Raw genomic sequence first — 25,754 nt, 5'->3', positions numbered from 1 at the left:
TTTAAATGTATTTTAGTAATCACAAGGCAGAGAACTTGCCTTTATACTGTTAATTATCAATGTCGGCTAAGGTAAACAAAATTTAGGGTTCAACAATGCAGTTAAGAATAGGTAGAGTAGTTTACAGTACACTATGGCTATTATGCGCACTGTGCTTAAGTTGTGCCTGGGCAGCTAAAGCTGTTTCCCCATCAGCAGAATTATCAGATCCGCGTGCTTTGCAATGGATGATAGGTAGTCCACCACCCGTTGAAAAATTAATTATGCAGCCGCAATCTAACTATTTTAGTTTTCCAAAGTTACGATGGACTGTCTGTCACCTGCGTGAACTTTTACCCACTAAGCAGGTTAGTCGTGGTTTGGGCGCGCCGATTGTTTTTGATTATGAGCTTGATAGTAAAATAGGCAACGTTAGCTTTAAAACAAGTGATAAAAAGCGAGAGGTAACATTTGAAGAGTCACTTTTATTAAATTACACCGACGGTATTTTAGTGCTGCATAAAGGTAAAATCGTCTACGAGAAATACGCGGGTTGTCTCGATGAGTCGAGTAAGCATGCAGCAATGTCTATGACTAAGTCACTGGTAGGGTTATCGGCTGAAATATTAATAGCTGAAGGGTTATTGGAGGAGACCGCGAAGGTGTCTGAAATAATTCCTGAACTTAAAGGCAGTGCGTTTGGCTCAGCTTCGGTCCGCCAAGTAATGGATATGACAACGGCATTGGCTTACAGCGAAGATTACTCTGATCTTAATGCCGATATTTGGGTTTATTCAGCAGCTGCAAGTCCTTTACCTAAGCCTGAAGGATACAAAGGCCCTAATGGCTATTATGAATATTTGCAAACGGTGAGGCAGCAAGGTGAGCACGGGTATGCGTTTGGTTACAAGACGATTAATACGGATGTATTAGGCTGGATTATATCGCGGGTTGCAAAACAAAACCTTACCACACTCTTGTCACAAAAAATTTGGCGTAAGCTAGGTGCAGAGCAAGATGCCTATATGACTATTGATGGCTTGGGTACCCCATTTGCGGGGGGTGGGTTAAGTGCTGGTTTGCGCGATCTTGGTCGGATAGGGCAATTAATGCTTAATAAGGGGATGCTTAATGGTGTAAGAGTGTTTCCTGAGTCTGTCGTTAACAATATTAAAAAAGGAGGAGACAAGGCTGTATTTGACAAGGCGGGTTTTGATTCATTGAAAGGGGGAAGTTACCGAAGTATGTGGTGGGTTTTACACAATAAGCACCATGCTTATGCAGCAAGAGGTGTTCACGGACAAACCATTTATATTGATCCAATCGCTGATATGGTTATTGTGCGCTTTGCTTCATTTCCTGAAGCGAAAAATTCGTATAGTGACCCAACATCATTGCCAGCCTATCAGGCATTGGCAGAGTACCTCTTAGAGACGCACTAATTAATCTTTAGCGTATTATTTTTTAATGCAAAAATAACACGCTAATTGGTACGGTCAAGCCATTATTAAGGCCTTGTTGGTTTTAAAACGCACTCAGTTGTGCATGTTTAATAAACTCAGAATAGATGGTGTCTTTTATTAATCTGTCTGGGCTAAATGCATAATAATGTTGGAACGCGTTTTCGATTGCGCCTATGTAATGAACATCGAAATGACGCTCAATTTCATCTTTAACGAGTATTGGCGCGGGAAATATGCCAAACCCTTGTTCACCGAGTGCTTTCATTAATGCGCTGTCGTCAACGTGGCCGACGACGGTGGTTTCTAACCCTAATTCTTGTAGCCAAAAGTAAATGGCTCGGCTGACGGGGCTCCCTTTTGCCGGTAATACAACAGGTTGGTTATGCAGTGATTGGGGAAAACCGGCTGATAACTTTTTATGCCAGTGTGTATTGCCAAAGAAGGCTAATTGGCTTTTTCCTATTTCATGGCAAAACGCTTTGAGTGGTAATGCGTTGTCTAGCGGTTGATCGGCTAAGACAAGGTCAAGTTTATGTGTCGCCATTTGTGCAAGTAAATCATTTTGTTGACCATCTATACATTGCAAATTCGTGATCCGTTCATTATCAATCAGTGGTGCTAACCATTTAGACACTAATGATTTGGGTAATACATCAGAGATACCCACTTTTAATGTTTTTGATAAATGGGTGAGCTCCCCTTGTGTTGTTTCAAGCCATTCTTGGGCTATGGCAAACATGTCGTTGGCATACTGCTGCGTAATTTGGCCAAATTCAGTCAAACTAAGCCCGCGTCCTTTTCTTATAAAGAGTGCTTTACCTAGCCTATGTTCTAGATCACTAATTTGTGAACTGATCGTTTGTGGTGTTAGGTGCAGTATTTTACTGGCCGCAGAGATACTGCCGCAGCGGCTAACTTGCCAAAAATAATATAAATGGTTGTAGTTAATGGTAGTAATCATTCGAAAATACCTGTCAATTGGTCAGAAATAATCAGCTTTTATCTTATTTGATACATTAGTAGATTAGAGTCAGCCCTGCAATAAAGGTGCGACTAATAGGAAGTAATACTATGAAGCTTAAACTGACAATCAAAAATAAACTGATTCAATCGGGTATGAAAGTCTCACTTTCAAAATTGGTTAAAAGTAATTTAGGCAAATACGCTTTGCATATTCGGAAAGTTGATATTCGTGTTGATGATATTTCAACACGTCAACATGGCATTTTAAAGGAATGCAGCATTAATATGATGCTACCGGGTTTGCCAAGTGTGATGGTAAAACGTAAAGGAAAAAATATTTTACACGCTATTCAGCGCGCACTCGCTAGTTTACAAGATGTGTTAATACACAAATATAAAGTACAAGGTTAATCGTTTTCAAAGAGTCATTACGCTGGAGGTGAGCACATAAAAACTTTTGCAACACACTTTAAACACAATACGTTCGATAAACTTTAATTGGCTGTATGTTGATCTAATCGCACTTGCATTGATAGTCAGCCAATTATCAAGCCCATTAAAATAGCCCTTTCACAGTGGGCTATTTTTATTTTCCTTCGATTAAACTTGGCCATGTTATTTTTAATTTTGGTGATATAACGTTTGCTAATGTACATCTATGAAGAGTTAACCTACTACTTTTAATGGTATTACATGCTTCTTGTGTTAACTTAGAGCCATAAATAAACACTGTTGATAAATTATGTATAAGTTAATATTAGCTTTAGCTGCGGTCTTTTTTGCCTTTATATTGTGGGTAATATATTTGGCAAATACTGGCGGTCACAGCGTATTTTTTGATTTAGTCAGAGCCATTCCTTATGGTGATAAAGTGGGGCATTTTTGCTTGTTTGGTGCGCTTACCTTTATTGCGACGGTAGGTTTAAAATTTAAAACGTTTCGCTTTCTTAAACTGAATATTTATTATGGGGCAGCGTTTGTTTTACTGTTTGTTATTGTGGAAGAGCTAAGCCAAGGGGTTATTCCCTCGCGTACATTAGATGCGATGGATTTACTGGCTGATTTTATTGGTATTGGCTGTGCCGTGCTACTTGCATATACTATTAATCACTTCAGAATAAAGCAACTGTGTGCCGTAGAAAATGTGTAGTGGTTGTGGGGCTTTAGAGAACCCCTTTAATTGATAGGCTAGGGTTAAATGCTTGAGCCGCGAATGATTAACTTAGGAGGAAGTAGGGTGTTTTCAACTTCTTCAGAGCGTATCAGTTTTAATAGGTTAAAGACCAACATCTGACCCGCAAGGGTGGTATCTTGCTGTACGGTGGTCAATGGGGGATTGGTAAAGCTTGCCACCGCAATATTATCAAACCCCACCACATGAACATCTTCAGGTACTTTAATTCCCGCTTCTTTTAATGCTCTGATTGCGCCAATTGCAATTAAATCGCTGGCTGCGAATAGTGAGTTAAAAACAATGTTATTGGCGATTAATGAGCGAGTTGCATGATAGCCTGACTCTTCTGTTGAAATAGCGTTAGCCATTTTTCGTTCACTTAAAGTAACATCATGGCGAGTAAATTCGTCTTTAAACCCTTGGTAACGCGCAAAAAATTCAGGGCTATGCTCTGATGCATCACCAATAAATGCACAGTCTTTACGGTTAACTTTTAATAAATGCTCCGCGGCAAGCTTACCGCCGCCGTAGTTATCGCAGCTGACGGTGAGGTCAGGTCTATTATCAACACTGGCTCCCCAGCAAACAAATTTGGTGTTTTGTTCGAGCAGGCTTCTAAACTTGGCTTGATAATCTACGTAATCACCATAACCAAGTAAAATAATCCCATCTGCACGGTGGCTGTCTTCGTAATCGGCTTGCCAGTCGGCACTGGTAGATTGAAATGAAATTAGTAAATCATAGCCTTCACTGGCACATGCACGGGTGATGCTACCAAGCATAGCAAGGAAAAACGGGTTTATTTGAGATTCATCGGCGGTTGGATCTTCAAAGAGTAATAGCGCTAACGTACTGCTTTGTTGCGCGCGTAAATTACTGGCATTTTTATCTACTTTATAATTAAGTTGTTTTGCGACTTCTTGTACACGGCGTCGTGTTTCTTCGTTTACAAGCGGACTGTTTCGTAGCGCACGCGAGACAGTAGATTGTGAAACACCCGCATAGTGGGCAATATCAAATGATGTAGCTTTACCTTTCATATACACAACCTAGTTAAAGAGAAATGAAGCGTGGCGCTAAAAACTCGTGTTATTTTCGTTTATTTGTTATTTTTTTCAAGCTATTTATCAAGATTTGAATATTTATATTGATCCCAAGCTGACACCGGTGTCATAATGTCACTGTTTTATCATTTTGTTGTCAAAACGTTTTAACTGCTCAATTTATTGGGCAGTCTTTTTTATTCACAGGATAATGACTTTGAGGTGATAGCTTAAAGTTTATCCTACCGCGATGGCAAAGCCGTTGAAACTATAATAATAAGCTTGGTTTTAGCTACTAGGCAAACCGCTTAGACAAAAGAGAAAACATTATGAGTTGCAACCCTAATACACAATTTGATCCGATCTTAGTCGCTGATATTGGCGGAACAAACGCGCGCTTTGCTCTAATTACCGATTTTATGCCTGAACAAAACCAATTTGTTATTGAGCATAATATCACATTTCCTAGTGCTGATTTTGCTTCATTAGAAGCCGCTTTAACACATTATCTTTCCCAGATTAAACCCATCCAGCCAACACGTGCATGCCTTGCTGTTGCTGGTCCTATAAAGTCAGGGCAAGTACATTTAACCAATTTAGGCTGGCACTTCAGTGTTGAACAGCTTAAAACGGCGTTTACTTTATCTAAGCTTGAAGTAATCAATGATTTTGCAGCATTTGCTTATGCAGCACCTTACTTAGACCCTCAACAAAACGTCACCGTTAAAAGTGGCCAAGCGGACAGCAACGCCAATATTGCGGTAATGGGGCCAGGTACCGGCTTTGGGGCAGCAAGTTTAGTACGTACCAATCAAGGGAGTGCGGTACTCAGTTGTGAAGCTGGTCATATTTCATTGGCATCGGTGAATGAATTAGATACTCAACTCATTACAGAATTACGTAAGCAGTTACCGCATGTGTCAGTTGAAACGGTTTTTTCAGGTCCTGGTATCAGTCATTTATACCAAGCGATGGCCGCAGTAAAAGGTGTTGAACCTAAAACCTTGACCGCAGCACAAATTAGTGAACTTGCCAATAGCGGTGAATGTGCTGTTTGCGATGCGACACTTAATCAATTTTGTGACTGGATGGGCAGTGTGGCGGGGGATTTAGCACTGACATTTGGTGGTTTAGGCGGCGTGTTTATTGGTGGCGGGATTTTACCGCGTATGCAATCACGTCTCTTAGCAAGTCGATTTGTAGAGCGTTTTACCGCTAAAGGCATTATGTCTCAGTTTGTGAGTCAAATACCCGTTACGTTAGTTATACAAGACAATATACCGCTTATTGGTGCTGCAGCCTGTTTGCATGCGAATGAGTCGGTATAAACATCGCGATTAGGGATGTCATTGGGAAGTTTGGATGAAAAAAGTTACCATAAATAGTGTTGCAAGTTATGCTGGTGTGTCTAAAAAGACGGTATCACGTGTGCTGAATAATGAGCCGAATGTGAGTGATGCAACCCGTGAAAAAGTGCTTAAGGTATTTAAAGAACTTGATTATACCCCCAACCCAATTGCACGAGGTTTAGCGCAAAACCGAAGCTTTATTATCGGTTGTATTTATGATAACCCAAGTAAAAGCTACATTACGCGCGTTCAAACCGGTGCATTGGCAGCCTGCCAAGAGAACAATTATAACCTTTTGATTCATCCGTGTGATATGCGTGGTGATGCATTAATCAGTAATATTGAACAGTTGCTTCAGACATCCCGCTTAGATGGATTGGTGTTAACTCCGCCGTTTTCAGACTTTAAAGAGCTTGTCGATTTTCTCAAAACCAAGAAAATTCCCTATGCACGCGTTGCATCTGCCGTACTCGACGATGAGTCAATCTCTGTGCGAAGCAATGATGAGCAAGGCGCATTTGAAATTACGGAGCATTTAATCGGTTTGGGTCACAGGTCAATCGCATTCATTAAAGGCCACCCTGATCACAGTGCAACAGAGCAGCGTTTTAAAGGTTATTTAAGGGCGCTTGAAACACATGGTGTGCAATTTAATGAGCGTTTAGTCGAAGAAGGTAACTTTAGTTATCACTCGGGTGTTGATAGTGCGCGAAGTATACTCGATTTAACACCTAGGCCGACGGCTGTTTTTGCATCGAATGATTACATGGCTGCGGCTGTGCTAAAGCTTGCCACCCAAAGGCAGTTAAAAGTGCCTGATGATATATCGATTGCAGGGTTTGATAACGCGCCTATTGCTCGGCATATTTGGCCCGGATTAACGACGATTGCACAGCCGGTTGAAGATATGACAAAGCAAGCAGTGACTAAGCTAATAGAAAGTATTGCCCAACCAGAAGAAAAACCATACCAAGTGACCCTTGAAGCGCGTTTAATTACCCGCGAATCAACGGCACAAATAAAATAAGTTTCACAGTTGCCTGAGTTTGAGTGACGCTTACTCAGGCATTTTTTATTCGTTCGTACCCCCTCGTAACGCCTTCTAATTGTGACACCTGTTATCAAAATTTCGATCTTTTCGACAAAGAAACTGCGTTTTCGGTTGTTTTTTTGTTCATTATTTGGTCATTTAAATAAATTAGACTAAATTTAAATGATAAGGTTGACACCGGTGTCACAGTCGTGCGTTAATACAGTGACACCGGTGTCAGGTTGGTTGTGAGAGACGGCCTGATAACGTATACCTTTGAACGGGTAAATCAAAGATGCTCAGTGCAATTACATTCGTGGAGTGTGTGGTTGCCACTGAGCCTTTATCCTCTAACCATAGAGATGAGTCGAATTTTATGTTGCATCCTCGTATTCAAGAAGTTACCGAACGCGTCATTGAACGCAGTAAACAAACTCGCCAAGCTTATTTAGCACGTATTAATCACGCAAAAAAACAAACAAGAACGCGTGCAGGTTTGGGTTGTGGCAATATTGCTCACGTGATGGCTGCATGCAGCAGTGATGACAAAGCGCGCTTAAAAGCTGACGAGCAGCCAAATTTAGCGATTATTAATTCATATAACGACATGCTGTCTGCGCATGTGCCTTACAAAGACTTTCCTGATTTAATTAAAGAGCTCGCTACTAAATATGACGCAACTGCGCAAGTTGCTGGCGGTGTGCCAGCGATGTGCGATGGTGTAACACAGGGCCGTGATGGCATGGAGTTATCGCTGTTTTCGCGTGATGTTATTGCCATGTCTACGGCAGTTTCTCTTTCGCATGACGTATTTGACGGTGTTTTCTGCTTAGGTGTGTGTGACAAGATTGTCCCAGGATTGTTGATTGGTGCCTTGTCATTTGGCCACCTTCCTGTTGCATTTTTACCAGCGGGTCCAATGCAATCTGGTATCCCAAATAAAGAAAAAGCACGTATTCGCCAAAAGTTTGCTCAAGGCTTAGTGAGCCGTGATGAATTGCTTGAAGCTGAAAGTGCGTCTTATCATAGTGCCGGTACATGTACGTTCTACGGAACTGCTAACTCAAATCAAATGTTGATGGAGATAATGGGCTTACATTTACCGGGTAGCTCGTTTATTAATCCGTATACAGAATTACGCGATGGCCTTACTGGTAATGCAGTCGAGACCATGCTTAAGCAGTTAATAGAATCTAAAGATGCGAACTGTCTAGCTGATGTGGTGACTGAGAAAACCATTATTAATGGCCTCGTTGGTCTCTTATCGACAGGTGGTTCAACCAACCATGCTATTCACCTAGTGGCAATAGCTAAAGCGGCTGGCGTTCAATTAACGTGGAAAGATATGTCAGATTTATCTGAAGTTGTTCCACTGTTAACACGTATCTACCCGAACGGTTCTGCTGATGTCAATCATTTCCAAGCCGCCGGTGGCATGGGCTTTTTGATGAAGCAACTTGTTGGTGCAGGGTTCTTGCATAATGATGTGAAAACCATTGTTGGTGAAGGCCTTGAAGCTTATACCTGTGAGCCTCGTTTAGACACCGATAATAACGTAATCATGACAAATAGCTCAGGCCCGAGCAAAGTGAAATGGGTACCTTGTCCTGAAAATTCATTAGACGAAGATGTACTGCGTCCGATTGACAAGCCGTTTAGCAAACAAGGTGGTTTACAACTTCTTACCGGTAACTTAGGTAAAGCGGTTATTAAAGTATCAGCAGTTGCAACAGAGCACCAAGTTGTTACGGCACCTGCAAAAGTATTTAGCTCGCAAAGTGCACTGCAAGAGGCGTATTCACGCGGCGAATTAAATCAAGATTTTATTGCTGTATTGAAAGAGCAAGGCCCTAAAGCGAAAGGGATGCCAGAGCTCCATAAGTTAACGCCTGTGATGGCAACGCTTCAAGATCAAGGTTATAAAGTGGCCATCGTCACTGATGGTCGTATGTCTGGTGCGTCAGGTAAGGTGCCTGCGGCTATTCATTTAGCGCCTGAAGCGGTTGAGGGCGGGATCATCGCTAAAATTCATGAAGGTGATTTAATTACCCTTGATGCGCCAGCAGGTATTTTAAAGTTACATGTTGAAGATGAAGTATTAGAAAAACGTGAACTGCAACTTAGTCCTGCAAGCCCAACGTTTGGCACAGGCCGCGAGTTGTTTGAAGGATTCAGAAACATTGTAAGCAGCGCTGACTTAGGTGCTAGTGCGTTTGGAATAGAAGAATAATTAGCCATACACAGGGTAATGAGGACATTCAATGAGCATAGAAAAAATATTAGCATCGGCACCGGTTGTGCCAGTGGTTGTAATTGAAAAGCTAGAAGATGCAGCCCCGCTTGCAAGAGCACTTTATAACGGTGGCTTAAAAGCACTTGAAATTACACTTCGTACACCTATTGCGGCAGAAGCTGTAAAGCTAATGAAAGCAGAAGTACCAGAAGCCTATGTAGGTACAGGCACAGTGGTTGACAAAGCAAGCTTTGATGCATCCGTTGCAGCAGGCGCTGACTTTATGGTGAGCCCAGGCGTCAACGATGAGCTTTTAGCGCTTGCTAAAGAAACGGATATTCCATTTCTGCCAGGTGCCGCAACACCAAGCGAAGTGATGAAGTTAGCAAACCATGGATTTAAGTTCTTAAAGTTCTTTCCAGCTGAAGCTGCGGGTGGTACGGCCATGCTTAAATCAATTGGTGGTCCATTACCGCAGGTTACATTTTGCCCAACTGGCGGTATTAGTTTAGCCACAGCGCCTAATTATTTAGCGTTAAGCAATGTGATTTGTGTAGGTGGAACCTGGATGCTCGACAAAAAATTGATTGAAAATAAAGACTGGCAAGCCATTGAAACGCTTGCTCGCCAAGCAAGTGAAGTTAAATAATTAAAGGGGAGTTTGGAAATGATTAATGTAGCAATTAATGGCTATGGCCGAATCGGTCGCAATGTATTACGCGCGCTTTATGAGTCTGTACAAAATAACGAGATCAAAATTGTTGCGATTAACGATTTAGCACCCGCTAACGTTAATGCACATTTAACTCAATTTGATTCAGTGCATGGTCAATTTTCTCAAAAAGTAACACTTGCTGATAATACAATGTTGATTGGCGATGATGTTATTACGCTTACACAAGAGCGCGACCCTGCTAATTTACCTTGGAAAGAGCTGGACGTAGATATTGTTTTAGAATGTACTGGCTTTTTCACCAAACGTGATGATGCCGCTAAGCACATCACTGCTGGTGCGAAAAAAGTAATCGTTTCTGCGCCAGGCACTGATTTGGATGCAACGGTTGTTCATGGTGTAAACAGTGAAGTACTTAATGCTGACAGTAATATCATTTCAAATGCCTCGTGTACTACAAACTGCTTAGCGCCAATTGCAAAAGCAATTAATGACACAGTTGGTATTGAGCAAGGCAGCATGACCACGATTCATGCTTACACTAATGACCAAAACTTATCAGACGTGTATCACCCTGATCTATACCGTGCGCGCAGTGCAACACAGTCAATGATCCCAACTAAAACTGGCGCAGCAAAAGCTGTGGGTCTGGTTTTACCTGAGCTAGCAGGCAAGCTTGATGGTATGTCAGTGCGTGTACCGACAATTAACGTGTCTTTAGTTGATTTTACGTTTATTACAAAACGTGAAACAACGGCTGCTGAAATCAATGAAGTGATGAAAGCCGCTGCGCAAGGGTCTATGAAAGGTATTTTAGAGTATAACGAGCTTCCGCTTGTTTCTATCGACTTTAACCATAACCCAGCGTCATCAATTTTTGATTCAACGCAAACTAAAGCTGAAGGCAAATTAGTTAAGGTAATGGCTTGGTATGATAACGAGTGGGGTTTCTCAAATCGTATGTTAGACCAGGTAAAAATTCTGGGTCAGTATTTATAACATTACCAGTAAAAGTTTAGCTTTATCCACCAAAGCCGCGATTTTCGCGGCTTTTTTGCGTTTTATAAACATGGCCTTGCTCCCTCAACACTGCGCGTATTCATCATGAGTATTTTTGTATTCAAGCGTTGATTATTAATCAATCATTTTAATTGATATTGTGTTTGCGTTTTGGGTTCAGTTGGTGCATCTTAATATTGCGAGTGAAAATACGAATCGATTTAGATAAAGCCTTAAAATAGCTGGGTTAAGTGTCTCTATCACCTACATTAATAAATCAAATGAAAAGGATTTTATTGTGCAAATAAAGTTATTATTGGCGAGCTTATTTGCTTTCGCTACCAGTGGCTGTGGGGGCTCTTCGAGTGAGGGGAATATACCTATTGCCCCCACAAGTGCTGAACAAACATACACACTTAAGGTGATGCCGAGTGACTCTGTTGCCGGCCTTGAATTGTCATGGATGAATAATACGGCAACACTAGAGGCAGGTAATGAACTTGATTTTACCGCTAAAGGAACATCATTTGCGCAGCCTGTGGTATCGGGTATTCCTGATACGATGAATTGTGATTCAACATTAAGTAACACCACGTCTTTAGATTATACGTTATCAATTGAATGTGCTGCAGATGTCGTGACCTTTGAATTAACAACACCTTACCTATATCCCATTACTATTCGTTATGCGCAGAGTGAACTCATCGTAGATAACAGCGCAGTGTCAGTTGATGCGAGCATGGCAGATGACGTTGAAATAATGCAACTTGGAGGGCCTCAAACATGCCACGTTACAAAGCGGTCAAATGTAACATATGAGATTGCTTGCCGCCCTTATATTACGACCTATGAAAATGACAAGGTGTATTTACATTTTGCTGGGCAAGATAAACAGCTTTTGTTTGATAACCCAAATAAAGAACGGCTTTTAGCGTCTGAAAATATGTGGTTTGAAGAAAAAGTATGGTTTATTACTCAAAGTGACACAGAGGCCTATAGACTGCACTCTGTTTCATTTGATGATGGCAAAGTTGGCGATAGAGTGGTTTATGATATTACGCCTTCAAGTATTGCGCGCTCGGGTGATAATTTATTCGCTTTATCATCTTCACCTATTGGTTTATATCGTTGGAAAAGTGGGGCGTGGCAAATGGTGTCTAACCTGCTTGAAGAAACCACCCTACAAAGTGGGTTTGTGGCTAATAATAGCGATCTTTATCTTGCGGCAGAAGATAACGATGATCTAGCCTCTAAATCTTATATACAAATTATAAATGGCCAGGTGCGTGGCAAAAAAGCGATTAGTAATCAGATCAGTCAATTCAGCCATGCCCCTTTATTTGATTATGACGATGTGACATTTAGTATCGGCTTTGGTCGTGATGATCAATTGCTCATAAATGTTATGGACTCACTTCCAAGTGCGCGTGATGAGGCGATATTCTCACTGGTGAATGTGAAAAATGCGACGATTTGGCAAAATAAAAACAACCAATTTTTATTTACAAATAGTGACAGTGGCGTTGAGCAGTTTGAGTTTTCTCGTAATGACGTTCAAAGCACGATTGCCTTTGATATAAATCCACTCACTCAACTTTTACCTGATTGGGTAGGGGGAGATCTAGATACACTGCTCGCAGGAGATTTTGTTGATACCGAGTCTGCTGAACATGGAGTGCTTAAATATTTAAGGCATGGCGACGTTGAATTGTTTGAAGCTCAGTTACAAACACGCTTAAATACGACTTACCCTATACGTGTTTATAATGAAACCTGGCAAGAAGTGCCACGCTTTGCAAACAGTAACACAACAAAAATCACCCCCATTGTAAGTGAACAAGGATTTTTATTGGTTTACGCCGGTGATACAGCGTCACCAGAAGGCCAAGGGCAATTGTGGGCCTTATCCGCTGAGCACGCTGTGTTAATAAAAGAGCAGGTGCTATGGGAGCATTATATCAGTAAAAATTACCATTTTGATTCGATATCACAGAGCTACCTCGTGGTTTTTAGTAAAGAGGAAAACGAAGCGCTGACGTTTGCTATTGATTAGCTTAAGGCACATATCGTAAATTTCACGATAAATTTGAACAGCATTAAACACGGTTTATATACTGTAAACCGTGTCGCTACCTGCGTTATGAAATTTTCATTTAGAACAACTAAATAGCAAATTTCTCCTAGCTATCAACACGCTTTTCCATCCTCAAAATAGATCACTTAATTAAGCGAATTGGTATTAAAGGGATTCAATAAGGGTCTGGAGCGATGGTCTTGAAGAGACTTGCTTTGCCATACACTGTTGAGCTAATGTATTTAAATGCTCAGTCGCTTCATTTTCGTTGCATACACTGAGTAAATCATCAATTAAACAACCAATCGCGCGAACTTCTATGTATTGCATTTGTTGGCGCTGGTAGTCGGATAATGATGCTAGGTTTGTTGCTGCACCAAAATCACCAAATAAAACATTTGGCTCTTTATCTACCATAATATTATGAGCATAAATGTCACCATGACTTACATTATTAGCATGTAAATGCGCGACGGTGCTGGTCATTTGTTTAACGATAGATTTTATTGCAGTAATGCTGAATTGTGTGTGCTGTGCAAACGTATCGCGTGTGCAAGTGTCCAACGTTGGGGGTAAGCCTAAGTTTTGATATTCTGAGCTAATAAGCTCCATTACAAGCCCTAATTGTGCAGGATTATCACTATACGCGAGCACTTTTATAAGGTTACTATGTTGCCCTGTTTGCAAGCAACAATTAACTTCATCAAGTGGGTAACCATCACTGGTAATGGCGCCTTTAAATAATTTTACAGCTACGTTTTTCTGCTGCCATTTTGCAAGGTGAATGATGCCAGAAGCACCTTCGCCAATTTGGCTAATCAGCTCAAATTCATCAATGTTGGCTTTATTTAATGGCGCATTGTGCAAACATTGTGATTTATTAAAATCGTTTCCTGCAAATGCCAGCCAAGTAAGCTTAGGCAATTCAAAAAGCCAGTCATCAACTTGAGTTAGGTTATTGGCAGACAAACGAACTAATTCAAGTGCTTTGCAGTTTTTCATACTTTGAGGCAGAGTCGTTAATTTATTGCCCGCTAGCGCCAATTTTCGCAACTGTGTTAGTTCACCAAATGACTCTGGTAATTGGGTTATTTCATTATCAGTTAAAATTAGCCATTGGGTTGAAACCGGTAAACTATTCTCAGCAAATTCGCTAATTTGGTTGCCTTTAAACGCTATCATAATTAGGGCAGGGCATTGTGCTAATACTGGCGGAATATGCTTAAATTGATTAAACGACAAAAAGACGCGTTTGAGTTTTGTTAATTGTGCAAACTCATCGGGTAAATCAGCCAAGTTATTATTGGATAAATCGAGCACTTCAAGGGTGTCTGCAAGCGTGAAGATCTCTTCAGGGAATGAGGCTAACTGCTCTACTAACTGCAAGCGTGTAGCCCCAATTAATTGACCACTGCGAAGCTGTTCAAGGGTATTCAAAATGAAATTCCATTTTTTATGTTTTAAAAATCAAAAAGGCCAAACTAAGTTGGCCTATTTTTAGTCTTAATAAATGTAATTAAAACTGTGCGTTATGGTATACGTTTTGTACATCATCACAATCTTCAAGCATGGCTAAAAAGCGCTCCATGACTTCAACATCTTCACCTTCAATAGGGGCTTCAACTTGTGGTACAAAGGCAATTAAGTCTTCGTCAAATTCAGAGATGCCCATTTCTTCAAGTGCAGTGCGCGTATTATTGTACTCTGTGTGAGGCGCAAACACAGTGACTTTACCTGCTTCTACTTCGACGTCAGTTACATCTACGTCAGCCATCATAAGCGCTTCAAGCACAGCTTCGTCATCATCGCCATCAAATACGAAAATCGCAAGGTGATCGAATAAATGAGATACAGAATTTTGTGCGCCAATTTTAGCATTCGCTTTGGTAAAACAAACACGTACATCAGCAAATGTGCGTTTGTTGTTGTCAGTTAAGCAATCAACAATGATCATACAGTTGCCTGGGCCATAACCTTCATAGCGTGTTGCAGCGTAATCTTCACCACCGCCACCTTTGGCTTTATCGATAGCACGTTCGATAACGTGGGCAGGTACTTGATCCTTTTTTGCACGATCGATTAAGCGACGAAGTGCAAGGTTACCATCTGGATCAACTCCTCCATTTTTAGCACAAATATATATTTCTTTACCGTACTTTGAGTAAACTTTCGTTTTAGCACCCGCAGTTTTAGCCATTGAATCTTTTTTATTTTGGTAAGCTCTTCCCATCTGCGTTTCGCCTTAAATATGTTTTTAAAAGTATAAATTTAATAGTGCCGTATTCTATACCCAAGTCGCGTGGAAATACAGAATTCAGTAGGAATTAAAGTTGCGTTGAATAGGGTGTACAAAAAATATAACCCGCAAATGCGGGCTATATTTTCAATCAAAATGTATCTGATTATTACCAAATACGTACACGTTCTTCTTCAGGTAAATAAAGTGCATCACCAGGTTTTACATCAAATGCTTTGTACCATGCGTCATGGTTACGTGGTGCTTGCGCTCTAAAGCGACCTGGGGCATGTGTACCGCCACGAAGCTGGTTAAGCATGCTTTGCTCAGTACGTTTTTCTTTCCATACCTGTGCCCATGCTAGGAAGAAACGTTGATCGCCCGTTACGCCATCAATAACAGGCGCTTCTTTACCGTTTAAGCTTAACTTGTATGCGTGATAGGCCATTGCAAGTCCACCAACATCACCAATATTTTCACCTAAACTATTACGGCCATTGACGAAGTTTCCAGGAATAGGCTCGTATTTACTATATTGCGCTGCAAGTTGGTCAGCTTTTGCATCAAACGCTGCACGGTCGGCATCGGTCCACCAGTTGCGCTGTACACCGTTCGCATCTGATTTTGAACCTTGGTCATCAAAACCATGGCCCATTTCGTGACCAATTACAGCACCTATGCCACCGTAGTTAACGGCAGGATCTGCATTTGGATCAAAAAATGGGGGTTGTAAAATTGCGGCTGGGAATACAATTTCGTTAAATGAACTGTTGTAATAAGCATTAACACGCTGTGGCGTCATACCCCAACGATTACGATCAGTGACCTCAAGTTCTTTTGCTACGCTGTCGGCTCTAAAAAACTCACGGGTATTTTTAATGTTACCCATTAAGTCAGTTTTACTGATTGATAAGCCATCAAATGATTGCCATACATCAGGGTAGCCAATTTTTGGTACAAATGCGGCTAGTTTAGCGTGTGCATTTACTTTGGTTTCTTCGCCCATCCAGTCAAGGTTATCAATGCGCTCGCCAAGTGCTGTGCGCAGGTTTTCTACCAACTCAGACATTTGCTGTTTAGATGACTCTGGGAAGTAACGTGCTACGTATACTTTACCGATGGCAAAGCCTAACGAGTTAGTGCTCGACATTTGGCTAATAGCGCGCTTCCAACGTGGACGTGGTTCTTGTTGGCCATTAAGTTCTTTACCGTAAAAAGCAAAGTTAGTATTGAATACTTCTTCTGATAACAATGACGCATTACCACTGACAGCATGGTACGTTAAATAGTCTTTCCATACTGCTAAGTCTTCTTGATTGATTAACTCAATCATGGCTTTAATAGGCTCAGGCTGCGACACATTAAGTTGAGGTACTTTGTAACCTGTTTGGGCAAAATACAGGTCCCAGTTAAAACCTGGATACGCAGCATTTAATTCTTCGCGTTTAATTTGATTTAATGTAAGGTCGCGATTACGACGTTTTTCACGTGGCCAATGACCTTGTGCTATTTTTGTTTCAAGCGCGAGGATTGATTTTGCTCGTTCAGCGCTGTTATCAACACCAGCTAATGTTAGCATTTCGCTAATATGTGCGACATACGCAGCGCGTGTTTTTTCAAAGCGCTCTGAATCTTCAAGATAATAAGAACGATCTGGTAAACCTAAGCCGCCCGCGCCTAAAGACATTTCATATTTATTTGGGTCAAGACGGTTAAACCACATGCCACCGCCAATCGGTGAATTAACACCAGACAACCATGATTGACCAAACAGCTTAGTTAAATCGTCAGTTGATGAAACTGCACTAATATCACTAAGTATAGATTTAATGGGGGCTAAGCCTAATTTATTAAGCGTTTCGGTATCCATGTAGGCGTTGTAAAAATCAGCAATCAGTTGCTCTTCTGCGTTCAAATCATCACGTGCAGCTATTTCTTCAATAATGGCTTTAACACGCTCTTCACTGCGCTCAGCAAGGCCTGAAAATGCACCATAACGAGTTTTATCTGCCGGCATTTCATAGTTGTCATACCAAGTACCGCTGGCATACATGAAGAAGTCATCGCCAGGTTTAACGGCTTCATTACGCGCTGATAAATCAACACCGAATGTACCTAACTCTGCTTTTTGCGTGCTTGCAACTGTTTCAGTTGCTGTATCTTTTGTTTCTGTTGGCTCAGGCTGTGAACAACCAGTTAAAAATGTTGCAGCGAGTGTTGCTGCGATAAGCGTTTTTTTCATTGGGTTACCTTGGATATTATTTTTATCGTAATTTAATTATTCTATCTTTGATTGTTATTGAGAACGTTTAGGTAAACAAACATTTTGAGGTGAATAACCTAATCGCTCGATAGAATTAGGTTAACACAACTATGTGGACTCTGTTTGTTGTAATTGCCACATACGTGAATATTCGCCTCCCAAATTTAATAATGTTTGATGAGTGCCTTGTTCAACTAATTGGCCTTCTTTAAGCACAATTATATTGTCAGCATCTGTAATGGTCGACAACCTGTGGGCAATCACTAAGCTGGTGTGGTTACTTGCCACTTCTCGCATTGCGTTCAGTATTGCTTGCTCTGAATGAGAGTCGAGTGCTGAAGTAGCTTCGTCAAAAATTAAAATTGGCGATTGTTTCAATATTGCCCGTGCAATTGCTATACGTTGTTTTTCACCACCTGAGACTTTTAATCCTCGCTCACCTACAAGTGTTTGGTCACCTTTATCAAGGCTTTTAATAAAATCACCCAGGTGGGCAAGTCTAATAGCGGTATCAATTTCATCATCGGTGGCCGTTGGACGCCCGTACGCTATATTTTCACGAATACTCGTATTAAATAAAACAGTGTCTTGCGGGACGATGGCAATAGCTTGGCGTAAGCTTTCTAAGGAAATGCTATTTATTGGCTGGTCATCAATTTTGATACTGCCGCTTTGTATATCATAAAAACGATAAAGTAAGCGTGCTAGGGTGCTTTTACCCGCACCGCTTGAGCCAACAACCGCGACTTTACTATTCGCTGCAATGTTAAAGCTTAAGTTATTAATGATGCCGCGATTTGCTTCATAGCCAAAATGAACATTTTCAAATGAAATATTACCCTTTGCTAAATCTAATGGCTTAGCGTCAGCTGAGTCTTTAATTTTTGCTTTGCGTGTGAGTAATCCGAGCATATTTTCAAGGTCGGTTAAAGCACGGCGAATTTCGCGATACACAAAGCCCAAAAAGTTAAGCGGTAAAAATAGCTGAATCATGTATGCATTTATCATAACGAGCTCACCAATAGTAAGCTTTCCAGTTACAACATCTGCGGCGCCAAGCCACATAAGCGCTGTAATGGCGGCTGCTATGATCAACGCTTGCCCTGAGTTTAAAGCAAGCAATGATAATCGGTTTTTCAGCCTCGCTTGCTCCCAGCTCGCTAAAAACGTATCGTAGCTTTTAGCTTCATACTCTTCATTGTTAAAATATTTAACGGTTTCATAATTTAATAAGCTATCAATCGCGCGACTATTACTGTTGTTATCAGCTTGATTCGCTTCACGAATAAAGCGATTGCGCCACTGTGTAACAATGACGGTGAATGCAATATAACTTATAACGGCAATTAGGGTGACAAGTGCAAACCAAGGTGAAAAAATGGTGGCGAATATGACTGCAACAATCACGATTTCAAATAACGTTGGCACAATATTAAACATTAAAAACCGCATTAAAAAGCTCAGTCCTCGAGTACCACGTTCAATATCACGACTTATGCCACCGGTTTGTCTATCTAAATGAAAACTTAACTCTAAAGCGTGCAAGTGTTTAAATACTTTTAAACCGATATGTCGCATTGCATGCTCTGTTACACGACCAAATAGCGCATCACGAACCTCGCCAAAAAAGACCCCGGCAAACCTTAATCCACCGTATAATAAGAGTAATGCGATAGGGACTAGGAGTAGGGTTTGTAAATTTCCATCAACCGCATCAATGATCTCTTTGAGTGCCCAAGGCATGAGCAAAGTGGCGCCTTTGGCTGCTATAAGGGCTAAAAGAGCAAAAAAAACGCGACCTTTAAACGCCATCAAATATGGCCAAAGAGTTTTAATACTTTGACTTAAATTCATCGCGTCTTGGTGCTTAACTGTTTCTTGCCTGCTTGCTCCGCGCATAGTGTTCCTGCTTTATGGGGGTTAGGGGATTAGAGTATATACATTAATGATTTATAAAGAACTTTATTCGTTTATTGTCAAAGCTATTATTACCCATAGAGCAGTTTAATGAAATGGCGCATTAAACTTAGTTTAATTATGTAAATTGCTAAAATGAAAGTGAGCTATTGAAATTTAAAAATCACACCCAATATCAGTCTGTATTCTAATTGATTGAAAGTAAAAATGATCCATTTACGCTTTATTATTATCGCATTGTTAATCGTATTTTCACTTTTAAGTGTACATGCGAGTAATCATGTGGGCGTAAGTAAAGAAGTGGAATCAGCAGTTTCTTTTACCAGCGTTAAATTAGATCACTGGCAACGAATAAGCAGCACACAGGTTGAATTTTTATCCCCTTTAGCGCCTGTTCTAGTCGAATCTACAAAGCATATTGCAAGCCATCCTAAAGAGTCCGGCTTTGAGCCGGTACAATTTCGTTTAGCCTTAAGCAATTCATCTTTATTTTTACATCAGGTTCAAGTTGAGCCTAATTACACACCGATATTTGAGTTTTTTAAAGCAAGTTTGGCCCGCGAACTCTATTTAAAGCCTTTAGAGCCACCTATTACCCGCCCGTGGTATACGGCTTATGAAGGTAAAAAAACGCGTTTAAGCGGCTGGAAAGACGCAAACTTACTCTACCGATCAGTTAATACCTACCACAGTTAATTTCCACATTAATTTATAGTATGACGAAAATTTAAAATTAATGTGCCTTAGGGCATGAAGCCAGTGTACTTCGCCGGCTAAAGGAAATAATTATGTTAAAAAAACCAGTAAAAAAATCGCTTTTTCAGCGTTTTAAACTCAGTTATATGGCCATGTGTGTGGCTTTAATTTTACTCGCTGTGAGCGCTGCACCAAATTTATACCCAGCTACGTCTTGGTTACATGTGCAAGTAAATAATAATCAAACGATAGCGCACTCAATCACAACAAAGAACCTCATTGATTATCTGAACCAACATGAGTTTAGCGTTGCTCAAGCATTGGAGTTCACAATAAATGATGGTTTTGAACTTGAAGTATTGCTAGATAACCCCGCTAAGAGTGCCAGCGCACAACAATTACTTAAACATCATTTTGCCGAACTGACGAGTAAAATTGTTAGTCACCAAACCAGCCCTCAATGGTTACAGAGTTTAGGACTCGCGCCTATAAAATTAGGGTTAGATCTGAATGGTGGCGTACTGTTTGTGTTAGATGTTGACCTTGCCAAAGCAGAGCAAGAGCAGGTAGATAATGCATTTGAGCAAACCAAAAGATTGATCCGTGAGAACAAAGCGCGAGGTGTGCGGGTACAAAAGAGCAGTGTAGGTTTTGAGCTTCATTCTCAAGACAAAGCGAGTGCGCTAGTAATAGAAAAAGAAGTACTCAGCCATTTTGAGTATTTACAAGCGGTTAGTCACAACCAAGGTAGTTTTATAGCGGTATCGTTTAGCTTTAGTGAACAGGGCTCCAATGAATTTGCAAAAGATATAATGAGTCAAACACTGACCACTCTCAGGGGCAGAATTGAGGAGTTGGGTATTACTGAGGCCGTTACGCAGCGCCAAGGAAAGCAACGGATCCGCATTGAGTTGCCTGGAGTTCAAGATCCTAGCGAGGCAAAACGGATTATTGGAGCCACAGCGTCATTAGAGTTTTACCAGATCAAAGAAGTGGGAGGGAAAACATTTAATTTGCAAGATGGTGGCACAATTCACTTAGATCCAGTGGCTATATTTTCAGGACAGCACATCAATAATGCTCAATCAGGACGTGATGAGTGGGGTAAACCCCTTGTGCAATTAAGCTTGGATAGTCAAGGTGGCGAAGCTATGTCTGCGTTTTCTAAACGTAACATAGGTAAGCCTATGGCAACGGTTTATTCTGAATATTATATAAATGAACAAGGTGATACGGTTAAAAAAAGTGAAGTAATAAACGTCGCAAATATCCTTGGGCATTTGAGTAGTCGGTTTAGTATAACCAATATGCAAAGTGCTCAAGCAGCCCAAGATTTAGCGCTATTACTGCGTGCAGGATCGTTGACAGCGCCGGTGACCATTGTTCAAGAGCAAACGATTGGCCCAAGTTTAGGGGCTGATAACATAAATAATGGCTTAGCTGCTTTGATGCTGGGTATGGGCATGACACTGCTGTTTATGGCGCTGTGGTACCGACAATTAGGGCTCATTGCTAATATTGCTTTATTATTAAACTTAACCGCATTGGTGGGTTTAATGTCGTTATTACCCGGTGTTGTCCTGACCCTCCCTGGTATTGCTGGGCTTGTATTAACCATAGGTATGGCAGTTGATACAAATGTGATTATTTTTGAGCGAATAAAAGAGGAGCGCTTGAAGGGGCGGGCACCCTATCAGGCAATCGAACAGGGATATAATCAAGCATTTAGCACTATTTTTGATGCCAATATAACAACCATGATAACAGCAATTATTTTGTATAGTATAGGGTACGGGCCTATAAAAGGTTTTGCGATCACCTTGGCGTTAGGTCTTATTACCAGTGTGTTTACCGGTGTATTTGTGGCAAAAGCCTTAAGCCAAACGCTCTATTTAAAACTGGCTAACAAACAAGGAGCAAATGTATGATATCTCGTGACTCTTTTTTAAAAAATGGGACACAAATCCGGTATATAGGACTAGTAATTTCAGTCTTATTTGTTTTGTTATCAGGTTTTAGTGTGGTGAATAAGGGCCTTAATATTGGCTTTGATTTTACCGGTGGGTATTTAACTGAGTTTACGACCGCAGTTGCAGTGAGTGATTCGCAGATGCAGCAAAAAATTGCAGCAACAGGGACTGAAAACTATGTATTAACTGCGCAGTCTGCGCAACACTTTCAAATAAAAGAAAGTGCTGAGCAATCAATGTGGTTACAAGCACTTAAGCAAGATCCCACGTTAGGGCTTGAGGTTATTTCGTCATCTTACTTAGGTAGTCAAGTGGGTGATGAGTTACTTGAACAGGGCGTTTTAGCCTTATTTACAGCGATGGTAGCGGTGATGCTTTATCTCGCTGTACGTTTTGAGTGGCGCTTGGCAATCGGCGCGGTAGCGGCTCTGTTTCACGATATAATAATTGTGCTGGGATTATTCTCATGGCTTCAGCTGGAATTTAATTTAACAGTGCTGGCAAGCTTGCTCGCTATTATTGGTTATTCTCTTAATGACTCGATAATTGTTGGTGATAGAGTGCGTGAATTATTACGGCATGATAACGCAGCGCAGCTAACAGTAAATAATGTTATTAATAATGCGATTAGCAGCACGTTAACGCGTACTTTAATTACCTCAGGCACGACTTTGGCCACTGTCGGCAGTGTTTGGCTTTTTGCAGGTGCACCTTTGCAGGGATTTTCAATAGCATTATTTGCAGGAATAGTTTTTGGTACTGTATCGTCAATCTGTATTGCGGTTACATTGCCGCAGTTGTTAGGCTTAAGTGCAGAAAACTACAAATTAAAGTTAGATGAAAAAAGCCAAGCATTAATGGATATGCCATAAAGAAATTAGATATTTTACAAACTAAAATGCCGCTATAAAAGCGGCATTTTTTAAACTTTTAACTTAAACTAGCTTAAGTTGATGGTAACAACTTCAGCAGATTCTTGTTCAGGAGCAGTTGCTGGTTGCTTTGGTATATCGGGTTTATCAAGTGCAATATCACCGCCATCAACCACTTCACCCGTTTTTAAGTGTTTAAAGTCAAACAACTCATTATCAGCTAAATGCGAAGGTACCACGTTTTGCATCGCTGTAAAGATGCTTTCAATGCGCCCTGGGTGTTCTTCATTCCACTTCGCAAGCATTGCTTTTGTGTGCTTTCGTTGAAGGTTCTCTTGCGAGCCACACAAATTACATGGAATGATTGGATAAGCTTGGTGAATTGCATATTGTTCAATATCCGCTTCTTTACAATACGCAAGTGGGCGAATTACCATGTGCTCACCGTTATCACTCATTAACTTTGCAGGCATGCTTTTGAGTTTGCCGCCGTAAAACATATTTAAGAATAGTGTCTCAATCATATCATCGCGGTGGTGACCAAGCGCAATTTTCGTTGCGCCAAGTTCTTTTGCTGTGCGGTACAAAATACCACGACGTAATCGTGAACAAAGAGAACAGGTTGTTTTACCTTCTGGAATGATATCAGTAACGATGCTGTAGGTATCTTCTTCAACTATTTTGTATTCTACGTCTTGTCTGTCTAAGTACTCAGGCAATACATGTTCTGGGAATCCAGGCTGTTTTTGATCAAGGTTGACAACAAAAAGTTCAAACTTAATAGGCGCAACACGTTGTAAATGCTTCAGCATTTCTAAAAGGGTATAGCTGTCTTTGCCACCAGATAAACAGACCATGATGCGATCGCCTTCTTCAATCATATTGAAGTCCATCACTGCTTGACCAGTTTGGCGACGTAAGCGCTTTTGTAACTTATTGAAGTTAAATTGAGCTTTGGCTTGAACAGAATGCGACATTACGGCCCCTTGAAATACTATACGTAAAAATAAGGGCCGTATTATATGCTGAAAGTGGCAATGCTCAAAACTTATTTATTGGCTAATTTATTTTGCCAATGGAGAAACATAACCATCGGGTTTAAGTGCGAGAACATCACAGTTCAAACTATCAATAACATGCTCTGCGGTGTTCCCGACTAACGCAGCGCTTAAACCGGTTCGACCTACCGTACCAATAACCACAAGTTCACTGTTTAAGCGTGCTGCAACGTCAGGGATAACGTCTTCAGGCAATCCTTCTTCAATGGCGCAATCTGAATGAGGGATAGTGTACTTATTTGCTAATTCATGTGTAGATTCAACATGGTGCTTTTTAACCGATTCATTATAGATACTGGGATTGAACTCAGGTATTTCAATGGCAATATTTACTGGCGTTGCTGGGTAAGCATTCACTAAATTAAGCTTTGCATTGGCAAGTTCACATAAAAACTGTGCATCTTTGATAATGCGGTTATTGAGTGCAAGGTGCTGGTCGTTTTCGCTGACTGAGTTGACCGCAGCTAATATGTTTCCTCGCTCTGGCCAAGCTTGTTCTTTAACTAGCAACACTGGGGCAGGGCATTTGCGAATTAAATGCCAGTCAGTTGGCGTGAAAATAACCGATTTTAGCGTGTCGTGTTGATGCGTGCCTTTTACTACCAAGTCAAAATTTTGCTCAATAACGGCATCTATAATGGCCTCGTAAGTGCGGTTATGCCAGACAACTTGGCTTTTTATTTCTATATCAGGGTATTGAGCAAGGATATCATCAAGCCATGCTTGACGGTCTTTGACAACGGCATTTCTCATTGCTTCACGCTCATCACTTGAAAGCATGGTGGTCATTTCGTATGAAAAATCATAAATACTCATAAAGGCAGTGATGCTGGCCCCTGATTTTTTTGCGAGATCGATTGAACGAGATAGACCATGCTGTGAATCAACAGTTGGGTCAATGACGGCAAGAATTTGTTGGATGGTATTCATTAGCTGCTCCTTTAACTACTTTTTATACAGTGTAACGTATAATGTGTGGAGTTAAAGGCACAGCTGAGTAAGTTTTGTTTTAGATCAAAATTTATTTTGCGGAAATAGCCGCGGTATCGCGTAAACCATCATTATCTAAAATAGTGATGAACTTACCTTCTACTTTTATAAGGTCTGCTTTTTGAAAGCGGCTCAATAAACGGCTAATCGTTTCAACAGTGAGACCTAAATAATTACCTATTTCGCCTCGCGTCATAGTAAATCTGAACTCTTTACGAGAAAAACCACGTTCACCAAAGCGATCAGACAGGTTATAAATAAAGCTGGCCAGTCGTTCTTCTGCTGATTTTTTATTCAATAACAAGAGCATTTCTTGATCGTAATTAATTTCGTTACTCATTAAACGCATTATTTGCTGGCGCAGTTTAGGTAATTTGCCAGATAACTCATCTAAGGTATCAAAAGGGATTTCGCATACCATTGATGTTTCAAGCGCTTGAGAAAAGCTTTGATGTTGCATTTTATTAATAGCGTCAAAACCCACTAAATCTCCGGCAAGATGAAACCCTGTAATTTGTTCATCTCCTTGCTCTGACAAGGTATAAGACTTAAACGATCCTGAACGAACGGCAAAAATAGCATTTAAAGGGGCACCCGATTCGAATAAAAAGTCACCTTTGTGTAAAGGTTTTTTGCGCTCGATGATTTCGTCAAGCTTATCCATTTCTTGGCCGTTGAGGGTAAAAGGCAAGCACAGCTGGCTGATACTGCAGTCGTTACAGCTAATTGTACAGTTGCTTTTTGCTTTGTTGTTAGAAAAATCCATCAGTTA

The 25,754-nt window shown here is 40.8% G+C and carries 21 protein-coding genes; 12 read left to right on the top strand and 9 right to left on the bottom strand.

What is annotated here, in order from left to right:
• The first annotated feature begins 95 nt into the window (after nt 1-95).
• The gene (locus tag ATS75_RS03505) at nt 96-1,421 is read left to right on the top strand and encodes a serine hydrolase domain-containing protein (RefSeq protein WP_058559021.1); all 1,326 of its coding nucleotides are present in this window, start codon (nt 96-98) and stop codon (nt 1,419-1,421) included.
• 82 nt (nt 1,422-1,503) lie between these two features.
• Here the strand turns inward: ATS75_RS03505 and nhaR are convergent, their stop codons facing one another.
• On the bottom strand, nt 1,504-2,403 hold the full coding sequence (nhaR, locus tag ATS75_RS03500; protein ID WP_058559020.1) for a transcriptional activator NhaR: 900 nt from the start codon (nt 2,401-2,403) through the stop codon (nt 1,504-1,506).
• Between the two features lie 110 nt (nt 2,404-2,513).
• On the opposite strand from nhaR, the gene ATS75_RS03495 reads away from it, so the two are divergent.
• Nucleotides 2,514-2,816 (top strand): hypothetical protein, encoded by a 303-nt coding sequence (locus ATS75_RS03495; protein WP_058559019.1) that lies wholly within the window; start codon nt 2,514-2,516, stop codon nt 2,814-2,816.
• 331 nt (nt 2,817-3,147) lie between these two features.
• The gene (locus ATS75_RS03490; protein WP_058559018.1) at nt 3,148-3,555 is read left to right on the top strand and encodes a VanZ family protein; all 408 of its coding nucleotides are present in this window, start codon (nt 3,148-3,150) and stop codon (nt 3,553-3,555) included.
• 44 nt (nt 3,556-3,599) lie between these two features.
• Here the strand turns inward: ATS75_RS03490 and ATS75_RS03485 are convergent, their stop codons facing one another.
• Nucleotides 3,600-4,619, bottom strand: coding sequence for a LacI family DNA-binding transcriptional regulator (locus tag ATS75_RS03485; RefSeq protein ID WP_058559017.1), 1,020 nt, complete (start codon nt 4,617-4,619; stop codon nt 3,600-3,602).
• A 332-nt stretch (nt 4,620-4,951) separates the two neighbouring features.
• Here ATS75_RS03485 and glk point away from each other — a divergent pair, with 332 nt between their 5' ends.
• The 6 genes from glk to ATS75_RS03455 all read left to right on the top strand — a co-directional run bounded on the left by glk (nt 4,952) and on the right by ATS75_RS03455 (nt 12,959).
• Nucleotides 4,952-5,950: a glucokinase gene (gene glk / locus ATS75_RS03480; protein WP_058559016.1), complete on the top strand. Its 999-nt coding sequence runs from the start codon at nt 4,952-4,954 to the stop codon at nt 5,948-5,950.
• 34 nt (nt 5,951-5,984) lie between these two features.
• The gene (locus ATS75_RS03475; protein WP_058559015.1) at nt 5,985-6,998 is read left to right on the top strand and encodes a LacI family DNA-binding transcriptional regulator; all 1,014 of its coding nucleotides are present in this window, start codon (nt 5,985-5,987) and stop codon (nt 6,996-6,998) included.
• 379 nt (nt 6,999-7,377) lie between these two features.
• Nucleotides 7,378-9,231, top strand: a complete 1,854-nt coding sequence (edd, locus tag ATS75_RS03470) for a phosphogluconate dehydratase (RefSeq protein ID WP_058559085.1) — start codon at nt 7,378-7,380, stop codon at nt 9,229-9,231.
• A gap of 31 nt (nt 9,232-9,262) precedes the next feature.
• The gene (gene eda / locus ATS75_RS03465; RefSeq protein WP_058559014.1) at nt 9,263-9,883 is read left to right on the top strand and encodes a bifunctional 4-hydroxy-2-oxoglutarate aldolase/2-dehydro-3-deoxy-phosphogluconate aldolase; all 621 of its coding nucleotides are present in this window, start codon (nt 9,263-9,265) and stop codon (nt 9,881-9,883) included.
• 18 nt (nt 9,884-9,901) lie between these two features.
• The gene (gene gap / locus ATS75_RS03460) at nt 9,902-10,906 is read left to right on the top strand and encodes a type I glyceraldehyde-3-phosphate dehydrogenase (RefSeq protein WP_058559013.1); all 1,005 of its coding nucleotides are present in this window, start codon (nt 9,902-9,904) and stop codon (nt 10,904-10,906) included.
• A 298-nt stretch (nt 10,907-11,204) separates the two neighbouring features.
• Nucleotides 11,205-12,959: a hypothetical protein gene (locus tag ATS75_RS03455; RefSeq protein ID WP_058559012.1), complete on the top strand. Its 1,755-nt coding sequence runs from the start codon at nt 11,205-11,207 to the stop codon at nt 12,957-12,959.
• 186 nt (nt 12,960-13,145) lie between these two features.
• On the opposite strand, the gene ATS75_RS03450 is transcribed toward ATS75_RS03455, so the two are convergent.
• The 4 genes from ATS75_RS03450 to ATS75_RS03435 form a co-directional block, all read right to left on the bottom strand.
• Complete coding sequence (locus ATS75_RS03450) at nt 13,146-14,417, bottom strand: leucine-rich repeat domain-containing protein (RefSeq protein ID WP_058559011.1); 1,272 nt, start codon at nt 14,415-14,417, stop codon at nt 13,146-13,148.
• 79 nt (nt 14,418-14,496) lie between these two features.
• Nucleotides 14,497-15,210, bottom strand: coding sequence for a YebC/PmpR family DNA-binding transcriptional regulator (locus ATS75_RS03445; protein WP_058559010.1), 714 nt, complete (start codon nt 15,208-15,210; stop codon nt 14,497-14,499).
• A gap of 175 nt (nt 15,211-15,385) precedes the next feature.
• On the bottom strand, nt 15,386-17,458 hold the full coding sequence (locus tag ATS75_RS03440; RefSeq protein ID WP_058559009.1) for a M13 family metallopeptidase: 2,073 nt from the start codon (nt 17,456-17,458) through the stop codon (nt 15,386-15,388).
• A gap of 129 nt (nt 17,459-17,587) precedes the next feature.
• Nucleotides 17,588-19,333, bottom strand: a complete 1,746-nt coding sequence (locus tag ATS75_RS03435; protein WP_058559084.1) for an ABCB family ABC transporter ATP-binding protein/permease — start codon at nt 19,331-19,333, stop codon at nt 17,588-17,590.
• 270 nt (nt 19,334-19,603) lie between these two features.
• Here ATS75_RS03435 and ATS75_RS03430 point away from each other — a divergent pair, with 270 nt between their 5' ends.
• The 3 genes from ATS75_RS03430 (at nt 19,604) to secF (ending at nt 22,934) form a co-directional block, all read left to right on the top strand.
• Nucleotides 19,604-20,092 carry a hypothetical protein gene (locus ATS75_RS03430; RefSeq protein ID WP_058559008.1) on the top strand — a complete coding sequence of 163 codons (489 nt, stop codon included), beginning with the start codon at nt 19,604-19,606 and terminating at the stop codon, nt 20,090-20,092.
• Nucleotides 20,093-20,184: 92 nt separating this feature from the next.
• Entirely contained in the window at nt 20,185-22,020 is a 1,836-nt protein-coding gene (gene secD, locus ATS75_RS03425; RefSeq protein ID WP_058559007.1) for a protein translocase subunit SecD, read from the top strand.
• The gene (gene secF, locus ATS75_RS03420) at nt 22,017-22,934 is read left to right on the top strand and encodes a protein translocase subunit SecF (protein WP_058559006.1); all 918 of its coding nucleotides are present in this window, start codon (nt 22,017-22,019) and stop codon (nt 22,932-22,934) included. Before secD ends, secF begins: the two co-directional genes overlap by 4 nt.
• 68 nt (nt 22,935-23,002) lie before the next feature.
• Here the strand turns inward: secF and ttcA are convergent, their stop codons facing one another.
• From ttcA to ATS75_RS03405, 3 genes are all read right to left on the bottom strand, one after another.
• On the bottom strand, nt 23,003-23,911 hold the full coding sequence (gene ttcA / locus ATS75_RS03415; RefSeq protein ID WP_058559005.1) for a tRNA 2-thiocytidine(32) synthetase TtcA: 909 nt from the start codon (nt 23,909-23,911) through the stop codon (nt 23,003-23,005).
• 87 nt (nt 23,912-23,998) lie between these two features.
• A complete protein-coding gene (uspE, locus tag ATS75_RS03410; RefSeq protein ID WP_058559004.1) occupies nt 23,999-24,922 on the bottom strand; it encodes a universal stress protein UspE in 924 nt (307 codons plus the stop codon).
• A 91-nt stretch (nt 24,923-25,013) separates the two neighbouring features.
• Nucleotides 25,014-25,748 carry an FNR family transcription factor gene (locus tag ATS75_RS03405; RefSeq protein ID WP_058559003.1) on the bottom strand — a complete coding sequence of 245 codons (735 nt, stop codon included), beginning with the start codon at nt 25,746-25,748 and terminating at the stop codon, nt 25,014-25,016.
• Nucleotides 25,749-25,754: the final 6 nt, after the last annotated feature.

The organism is Pseudoalteromonas sp. H105 (assembly GCF_001469215.1).
Lineage (GTDB): Bacteria > Pseudomonadota > Gammaproteobacteria > Enterobacterales > Alteromonadaceae > Pseudoalteromonas.
Note: the sequence above shows the minus strand (reverse complement) of the source record. Positions and strands in the feature narration are given on the sequence as shown.

Coding starts and splice junctions, on each gene's coding strand:
- ATS75_RS03505 (WP_058559021.1), top strand. CDS start 96: ATGCAGTTAAGAATAGGTAGAGTAGTTTACAGTACACTATGGCTATTA.
- nhaR (WP_058559020.1), bottom strand. CDS start 2,403: ATGATTACTACCATTAACTACAACCATTTATATTATTTTTGGCAAGTT.
- ATS75_RS03495 (WP_058559019.1), top strand. CDS start 2,514: ATGAAGCTTAAACTGACAATCAAAAATAAACTGATTCAATCGGGTATG.
- ATS75_RS03490 (WP_058559018.1), top strand. CDS start 3,148: ATGTATAAGTTAATATTAGCTTTAGCTGCGGTCTTTTTTGCCTTTATA.
- ATS75_RS03485 (WP_058559017.1), bottom strand. CDS start 4,619: ATGAAAGGTAAAGCTACATCATTTGATATTGCCCACTATGCGGGTGTT.
- glk (WP_058559016.1), top strand. CDS start 4,952: ATGAGTTGCAACCCTAATACACAATTTGATCCGATCTTAGTCGCTGAT.
- ATS75_RS03475 (WP_058559015.1), top strand. CDS start 5,985: ATGAAAAAAGTTACCATAAATAGTGTTGCAAGTTATGCTGGTGTGTCT.
- edd (WP_058559085.1), top strand. CDS start 7,378: ATGTTGCATCCTCGTATTCAAGAAGTTACCGAACGCGTCATTGAACGC.
- eda (WP_058559014.1), top strand. CDS start 9,263: ATGAGCATAGAAAAAATATTAGCATCGGCACCGGTTGTGCCAGTGGTT.
- gap (WP_058559013.1), top strand. CDS start 9,902: ATGATTAATGTAGCAATTAATGGCTATGGCCGAATCGGTCGCAATGTA.
- ATS75_RS03445 (WP_058559010.1), bottom strand. CDS start 15,210: ATGGGAAGAGCTTACCAAAATAAAAAAGATTCAATGGCTAAAACTGCG.
- ATS75_RS03440 (WP_058559009.1), bottom strand. CDS start 17,458: ATGAAAAAAACGCTTATCGCAGCAACACTCGCTGCAACATTTTTAACT.
- ATS75_RS03435 (WP_058559084.1), bottom strand. CDS start 19,333: ATGAATTTAAGTCAAAGTATTAAAACTCTTTGGCCATATTTGATGGCG.
- ATS75_RS03430 (WP_058559008.1), top strand. CDS start 19,604: ATGATCCATTTACGCTTTATTATTATCGCATTGTTAATCGTATTTTCA.
- secD (WP_058559007.1), top strand. CDS start 20,185: ATGTTAAAAAAACCAGTAAAAAAATCGCTTTTTCAGCGTTTTAAACTC.
- secF (WP_058559006.1), top strand. CDS start 22,017: ATGATATCTCGTGACTCTTTTTTAAAAAATGGGACACAAATCCGGTAT.
- ttcA (WP_058559005.1), bottom strand. CDS start 23,911: ATGTCGCATTCTGTTCAAGCCAAAGCTCAATTTAACTTCAATAAGTTA.
- uspE (WP_058559004.1), bottom strand. CDS start 24,922: ATGAATACCATCCAACAAATTCTTGCCGTCATTGACCCAACTGTTGAT.
- ATS75_RS03405 (WP_058559003.1), bottom strand. CDS start 25,748: ATGGATTTTTCTAACAACAAAGCAAAAAGCAACTGTACAATTAGCTGT.